The sequence below is a fragment of the Streptomyces sp. HSW2009 genome (assembly GCF_040240285.1).
In the GTDB taxonomy this organism is placed as follows: domain Bacteria; phylum Actinomycetota; class Actinomycetes; order Streptomycetales; family Streptomycetaceae; genus Streptomyces.
In genome coordinates this window covers 1-3696 of record NZ_JBEHZD010000671.1, presented here as the reverse complement: position 1 = coordinate 3696, position 3696 = coordinate 1, and the positions used below count along the sequence as shown (strand labels likewise).

The following is a 3696-nucleotide window of genomic DNA, read 5'->3' as shown; positions in this document are numbered from 1 at the left end:
GGGTCTGCCGGGGGGGTGTGGGGGGGGGGGGGGGGGGGGGGGCGGCGGACCAGCAGCGAGAGCGCCGCGACCGCCATGATCAGGGCCGCGGTCAGAGCCGCCAGGGGATGGCCGGCGCCGAGCACCGAATGGCCGAGCAGGGCCCCGAAGAGCGCGGCGCCGGGGCCGGTGGAGAGCACGAGCTGGGTCGTGGGCAACCGCCGGGGCAGCCAGCGCAGTGCCGCGAAGGCGACCGCGAGGCCGATCAGTACCGAACCGAGCGCTTCCAGGACCATGTGCTGCCTCCCGAGCGAGCCGTGAGCAATCGCAAATCGGTCGTAGCCGGTACTACCCCGAGCACGCTCGCGGCAATCCTTATGTCGACACGTCGACGGGGTGGTGGGAGGCGGTCGATGCGGGCGGGTGGGGCCGGGCGGTGTGGGGCGCGGGTACGCCGACGGGGGGGGGGGGGGGGGGGGCCCCGGCCCCGCCGGGGGGGCCGGGGGGGGGGGGGGGGGCCCCCCCCCCCCCCCCCGGGGGGGGGGGGGGGGGGGGGGGGGGGGGGGGGGGGGGGGGGGGGGGCCCCGGGGGGGGGGGGGGGGGGGCCCCCCCCCCCCCCCCCCCGGTCGAGGTTGTCTGGTGCCGCTGCGCCTAGAGCGCGCTGAAGCCCACCTTGCGGACCGACTGCTCGCCGATCTCGACGTAGGCGAGCCGGTCGGCCGGGACCAGGACCTTGCGGCCGTGGTCGTCCACCAGGCTCAGCAACTGCGCCTTCCCGCTGAGCGCGTCGGCCACGGCGCGCTCGACCTCCTCGGCAGTCTGCTCGCTCTCCAAGACGATCTCGCGAGGCGCGTGCTGCACGCCGATCTTGACCTCCACGGCCATGTCCCTCCGACGGTCCGGGTTCCCCCTGGCCACCGGGCCAGGGGAGGTGCGCGGTGCCCGCGCCGTACGGACACATTAGCCGTAGTGCGGGGCGCGGCCCCGGGCCCCGGGGCAGGCCGCGGGGATTGCGGCGGCCGACGCGGGCCGGAGCGGCGGGCCGGCCCTGCCACCCGCCCGGTCCTGCGGTGCGCCCGGGTATCCGCCGCAGCCGCGTCCGTACGCGCGCAGGTCCGTACGCACACGCGCACGTACCGGGGCCGGCGCTCCCGTGCGGGGACTGCCCCTGGGTGCGCCGACCCGTGCGTGCGCCGCCCGCGCACCGTGCGGACGAGCACGCGCACCTGCGCGCGCGTGGGGCGGTCAGTCCGTCTCGGCGAAGGGGTTGTCCGTGCCGTGCAACGGGAAGCCGGCGATGCCGCGCCAGGCCAGCGAGGTGACGAGTTGCACCGCGCGGTCGCGCGGGATGTCGCTCTCGCTGGAGAGCCAGTAGCGGGCCACGACCTGCGAGACGCCGCCGAGCGCGACGGCCAGCAGCATCGACTGGTCGGACGGCAGCCCGGTGTCCTCGGCGATCACCTCGGAGATCGCCTCGGCGCACTGGAGCGAGACCCGGTCCACGCGCTCGCGCACCGCGGGCTCGTTGGTCAGGTCGGACTCGAAGACGAGGCGGAAGGCGCCGCCCTCGGCCTCCACGTAGGCGAAGTACGCGTCCATCGTCGCCGTGACGCGCAGCTTGTTGTCCGTGGTCGAGGCGAGCGCGGTGCGCACCGACTGGAGCAGGGCATCGCAGTGCTGGTCGAGAAGTGCCAGGTAGAGGTCGAGCTTGCCGGGGAAGTGTTGGTAGAGCACCGGCTTGCTGACCCCGGCGCGCTCGGCGATGTCGTCCATCGCCGCCGCGTGGTAGCCCTGTGCGACGAAGACCTCCTGGGCGGCGCCCAGGAGCTGGTTACGTCGGGCTCGGCGCGGCAGGCGCGTGCCTCGCGGGCGCGCCTCGGTCTGCTCGATGGCTGTCACGCCGCCTCCCAGGTGGTCGTTCCATGCACGGTGTTCACCGCACCCGCCATCGTACTTTTGGGTAACCGGGGGCGCGCGGCCCGTGCGGAGAATTTCACGGACCCCCCGCTCACGGAAGCCGGCAAAAGGGATGGATCGCCGATAGCGGATTATCGATAGTCGTCCTCGTCGGCGGCCACGACGCGGTGCTGCTCGGCGACGTCGGCCGGGTTGGCGGCGGTCGGATCGACGTCGTACGGCGGGTCGTCGCGGGTCGGCGCCAGGTCGGTGCGCTGCTCGGCGGTGTCCGCCTCCGGGGCCTCCACGCTCCGGTCGGCGATGGCGGGGGCGGTGGTTCCGGCGACTTCGGTGGCCTCGCCGGCTTCACCGGCTTCGGACTGGCCCTCCGGTGACGCTTCCGCGCGGAAGGTCAGCGGGTCGGTGGGGTCGATCGGCTCGTTGTGCATGCGGCTCCCCTTCCCGGGGCGGGCGCCGTCCGTCCCGGATGGGCACCCTCCTCTTGTTTCGAGCGTACGAGCCGTTTTCTGTCGGCGCTATGCGCTAAAGGTCCGGATCGCCCCGGGCGGCCGACGGGGCGATCGGCCCTCGACCGGGGTCCGATCGGGGCCCGTGATGGCGAACACACGAACGTGCCGCGTGATCGTCTCGTAACATTGCTCCATGTCTTCCAGCAGTGACGCGTCGGGCGGCCCGTACGGCGTACCGGCCCCGGCCTCCCCGCTCGGCGCGGGGGAGCGGCTGCGCGAGGTGCGGGTGGACGGGTTCACGCTGGCGGTGCGGTCCCGGCCGCCCGCCCGCGAGGGGCTGCCGCCCGCGCTCTACGTGCACGGCCTCGGCGGTGCGTCCGACAACTGGTCGCTGCTCATGGCCGACCTGGCCGAGGTGGTCGACGGTGAGGCCGTCGACCTGCCGGGCTTCGGGTTCTCGCCGCCGCCTGCGGACGGCCGCTACTCGATCGCCAGCCACGCCCGCGCCGTGACCCGGCTGATCGAGGCGCGGGGCCGCGGCCCGGTGCACCTGTTCGGCAACTCGATGGGCGGCGCGATCGTGACCCGGGTCGCCGCGGCCAGGCCCGACCTGGTGCGCACGGTGACGCTCGTCTCGCCCGCGCTGCCCGAGGTGCCGCCGCAGTGGACCGCGGTGCCCACCGCGCTGCTCGCGGTGCCCGGCGTCACCCGCCTCTTCCGCCGGCTGACCCGGGACTGGACGGCCGAGCGGCGCACCTACGAACTACTGGCCCTGTGTTACGGCGATCCGAGCCGGGTCGAGCCGGCGCACCTGGCGGTGGCCGTCGCCGAGTTCGAGCGGCGTCTTGAGCTGCCGTACTTCTGGGACGTGCTCGCGCACTCCGCGCGCGGCGTCGTCGACTCGTACACGTTGGGCGGTCAGCAGTCGCTGTGGCGGCAGGCCGAGCGGGTGCTGGCGCCGACGCTGTTGGTGTACGGCGGGCGGGATCAGCTCATCTCGATCCGGATGGCCCGGCGCGCCAAGGCGGTCTTCCCCGACGCCCGCCTGCTGACCCTCCTCGACGCGGGTCACGTCGCGATGATGGAGTACCCCGAAGCGGTCGCGCGGGCCTTCCGTGAACTGCTCACCGACCTCGAACTGCGCGCGAAGGTGGAGCCCGTGGAGTCTGTCGAAGCCGAGGGCGCCGCGGACCGGCGCCCGGTGCCAGCCCCCGCCGCCGGCGACGCGGAGCAGGGCGCGGACAGGGGCGCTGCGGCACGTGGGTAAGCACCGCGCTCGCGGCCCGCGGGCCCGCGCCGGCAGGTCCGCAGGGACCCCCGCCCCGCGGGCGCTAATACACAGCAGCCGCTG

General features: G+C 75.1%; 6 protein-coding genes. 2 read left to right on the top strand and 4 right to left on the bottom strand.

Annotated features, from left to right (window positions below; all coding sequences use genetic code 11):
- A partial coding sequence (locus AAHZ94_RS30500) for a hypothetical protein (RefSeq protein WP_349996961.1) occupies window positions 1-275 on the bottom strand: 275 nt, incomplete at its 3' end.
- 140 nt (window positions 276-415) lie between these two features.
- Between AAHZ94_RS30500 and AAHZ94_RS30495 the strand changes: the two genes are divergently transcribed.
- On the top strand, window positions 416-634 hold the full coding sequence (locus tag AAHZ94_RS30495) for a hypothetical protein (RefSeq protein ID WP_349996960.1): 219 nt from the start codon (window positions 416-418) through the stop codon (window positions 632-634).
- On the opposite strand, the gene AAHZ94_RS30490 is transcribed toward AAHZ94_RS30495, so the two are convergent.
- From AAHZ94_RS30490 to AAHZ94_RS30480, 3 genes are all read right to left on the bottom strand, one after another.
- Window positions 631-858 (bottom strand): DUF3107 domain-containing protein, encoded by a 228-nt coding sequence (locus AAHZ94_RS30490; protein ID WP_349996962.1) that lies wholly within the window; start codon window positions 856-858, stop codon window positions 631-633. The two genes, AAHZ94_RS30495 and AAHZ94_RS30490, sit on opposite strands and share 4 nt — an antisense overlap.
- Window positions 859-1224: 366 nt before the next feature.
- Window positions 1225-1878 (bottom strand): TetR/AcrR family transcriptional regulator, encoded by a 654-nt coding sequence (locus AAHZ94_RS30485; protein ID WP_349996959.1) that lies wholly within the window; start codon window positions 1876-1878, stop codon window positions 1225-1227.
- 149 nt (window positions 1879-2027) lie between these two features.
- Complete coding sequence (locus AAHZ94_RS30480; RefSeq protein WP_349996963.1) at window positions 2028-2324, bottom strand: hypothetical protein; 297 nt, start codon at window positions 2322-2324, stop codon at window positions 2028-2030.
- Between the two features lie 214 nt (window positions 2325-2538).
- Here AAHZ94_RS30480 and AAHZ94_RS30475 point away from each other — a divergent pair, with 214 nt between their 5' ends.
- The gene (locus AAHZ94_RS30475; RefSeq protein WP_349996958.1) at window positions 2539-3612 is read left to right on the top strand and encodes an alpha/beta fold hydrolase; all 1074 of its coding nucleotides are present in this window, start codon (window positions 2539-2541) and stop codon (window positions 3610-3612) included.
- The last annotated feature ends 84 nt before the right edge of the window (window positions 3613-3696 follow it).

What these genes read in the sequence shown, in the direction of transcription:
- AAHZ94_RS30480 (WP_349996963.1), bottom strand. Translation starts at nt 2,324, where the DNA reads ATGCACAACGAGCCGATCGACCCCACCGACCCGCTGACCTTCCGCGCG.
- AAHZ94_RS30475 (WP_349996958.1), top strand. Translation starts at nt 2,539, where the DNA reads ATGTCTTCCAGCAGTGACGCGTCGGGCGGCCCGTACGGCGTACCGGCC.